This window comes from Winogradskyella pacifica, assembly GCF_013403915.1.
Classification (GTDB): domain Bacteria; phylum Bacteroidota; class Bacteroidia; order Flavobacteriales; family Flavobacteriaceae; genus Winogradskyella; species Winogradskyella pacifica.
In genome coordinates this window covers 1-2461 of the sequence record NZ_JABFDI010000040.1, presented here as the reverse complement: position 1 = coordinate 2461, position 2461 = coordinate 1, and the positions used below count along the sequence as shown (strand labels likewise).

General features: G+C 62.8%; 2 protein-coding genes. One reads left to right on the top strand and one right to left on the bottom strand.

What is annotated here, in order from left to right; genetic code table 11:
- Positions 1-306 precede the first annotated feature (306 nt).
- Positions 307-1770, bottom strand: a complete 1464-nt coding sequence (locus HM984_RS17985; RefSeq protein WP_179350088.1) for an IS1380 family transposase — start codon at positions 1768-1770, stop codon at positions 307-309.
- 407 nt (positions 1771-2177) lie between these two features.
- On the opposite strand from HM984_RS17985, the gene HM984_RS17980 reads away from it, so the two are divergent.
- Positions 2178-2461 (top strand): IS110 family transposase (locus HM984_RS17980; protein WP_179350087.1); only part of this gene is annotated, 284 nt, incomplete at its 3' end.

The following is a 2461-nucleotide window of genomic DNA, read 5'->3' as shown; positions in this document are numbered from 1 at the left end:
AAGTGATCGACGGTATCGGCGAAGCAAAGCCCGATCAGTGTGTAACACAGTGCGATCCACTGGTTTATGAGGTCGAGAACACAGCCGTTGCAGATGTGTGTCGGCGGACATGAAAAACTGACCACAGGCGGACACGAAAGTGACCACTGACGGTCAATAAGCCTGAATGCACCGATGAGCTGATGTGCCGGCTGCGAGTTTCGTTGTGACGCTGCGATGCGGGTATGGGCGTGGGTGATCGTCCGACCTCGGTGTCGGGTTGTTCCACTGGGTTTTTCATCTCGTGGTCGGGCAGGAAGGTTTCTGTTAGGCGGTGAGCGGTGGATTCTGTCCGATCACGCTGTCGAACAGGGTTGTCCACGGTATTTCCCACTGCCAGTTCGTTGGGAGATGCAAGGTCCGTTTCCGGGCAGAGGATGCGACCCGCGCGGGTACGGTGACAATTGTGTCGCGGATGGTGGCGGTGGTTGCTTTCGTCAATTTCGGGTCACCGGTCAGGGTCGCGGCGGCGCGGGTGAGGTTGAATGCCATCACTGCGCACACCAACCATGCAGCGTTCGCGGCGTGCCGACTCGACGGCAGATGAGCAAGTGCACTGTTGTTCAGGTCCGCGTGTACTTGCTCGATGATCGCGTGGTGGCGGTGGAGTTTGTCGGCGGCGACGGTGCCGAGATCGGCAGGGTCGGTGGTGGTGAAGAAGGCATGAAAGCGCCAGACGTCGAAGAGTTCACGTTGGCCTTGGTTCTTCTTCGGTCGCAGATCCGGGATCCGCCGCACGATCAGTCGTCCTGGGATGCGGTGCGCTTTCTTCTGGGTAGCGAACGCGGTGAACGGTATTTCCGCGACTTCGGCGGCGCTGAACCACCGTTGGGTGTCTTCGTCGAAGAGTGCGTTGGTGTATTCGATCGGGGTCCACGCATCGTCGGTGATGGTGGCGATGGCGGCTCGGGTGACGGAGTTGAGGCCGGTGGTGATGGAGACGTCCGCGCCGCCGGCCAGCGCAGCTCCGATGGCGGGGTACCCGAAATAGGCGGAATCGGCCCGCACCAACGGCGTGTGCCTCGTCGCGGTGATCGTCTGCGCTGGTGTGGTTCCCGATGCTGTGTTCGCCTGTGAGGCCGCGGCGGTGCGGAGTCGTTCGACGACGGCGAGGGTGTCGGCGATCATTCGCCTCGCGCCGCGGGAGGATCCACACGAGCCTTTCCGCAGGCGCTGCCCGGTGATCACCGGGGCGGCAGCACTGGTGCTGACGGTGGTGATCAGTGAGTTCAAGCCGCGGACCCCGGAGTAGCCGTATCCGGATCCTTGTTTGCTGTGCCCGTGTACTTCGACGATGGTGTCGTCGATGTCGACGAGCACCCGTTCGGTGCCGATTCCGGTGACCACCGGGGTCCGCTCGGCGAGTGCGCACAACAACCGGGAGGCGACGGCGTCGAGTTGTCGGACGTGACCGAAGGTGAACGCCCGGAGAAACGATCCGATGGTCGACGGTGCGTAGGGACGATCGAACAACACGCCCATCGCTCCGTGGCGGATCCGCCCGAGATCGGTGATCGAGTCGGCGCCGCCGATCATGCCCCCGACCACCGATCCGATCTTGCGGCCGGCGTTGGATCCCTTGTCGGTCGGCACACTCAGGTGAGTGTCGGCGAGGGCGAGGAGCCCGGACTGTTCGGCCAACGCCATGATCGGGACCAGTCCGGCGCAGGACACGAGGTTGGGGTCGTCGAAGTGTGCCGCGGTGACAGGGCGGGTGTGAGATAGTTGCATCTGCGAGATGCCCTTCCTGGTTGCTGAATTGTTTCTCTGAGAAGTTCAATTCTTTCACCACGACAGGGCATTTCGCGTTTATGACTCGCGCTCAGTTGTCACTTCATCGGTGTATTCAGGCTTACCGGGTCATTGGCCCCCGTAGGCCACTAATGGGGGTCGATCGGCGAGCCTCGTTCGGATGATGGTTCGGGCGGGGGACGCTGGTCGTGGAGCCGCCGGTCGGTGAGTACTGCTGGGCCCTGGAATTGTGTTCGATTCCTGAAGCTAGATCGTGCCCCGACCGGTCGGTGGGGCTTCCTGTAGCGCTGATGGGGTGTCGTGCCACGAGCACTGATCCATTAGGTTGCCGCCGGGCGGCCCTCGGCTCGAACAGGTTTCGCACATTCGATACAGGAGGTGATCCGATGATCTTTGTAGGCGACGATTGGGCCGAGGATCATCACGACATTCACGTGATGGACGAGCACGGCACCAGGCTGGCCGCGCGCCGGCTCCCCGAAGGTTTGGCGGGTGTTCGCGGGTTCCACGACATCGTGGCCGCGCACGCCCACGCCCCTGAGGAGGTGGTGATCGGCATCGAAACCGACCGCGGCCTGTGGGTCGACGCGCTGATCGCGGCCGGCTACCAGATCTACGCGATCAACCCACTCGCAGCGTCGCGATACCGCGACCGCCACCAGGTCTCCGG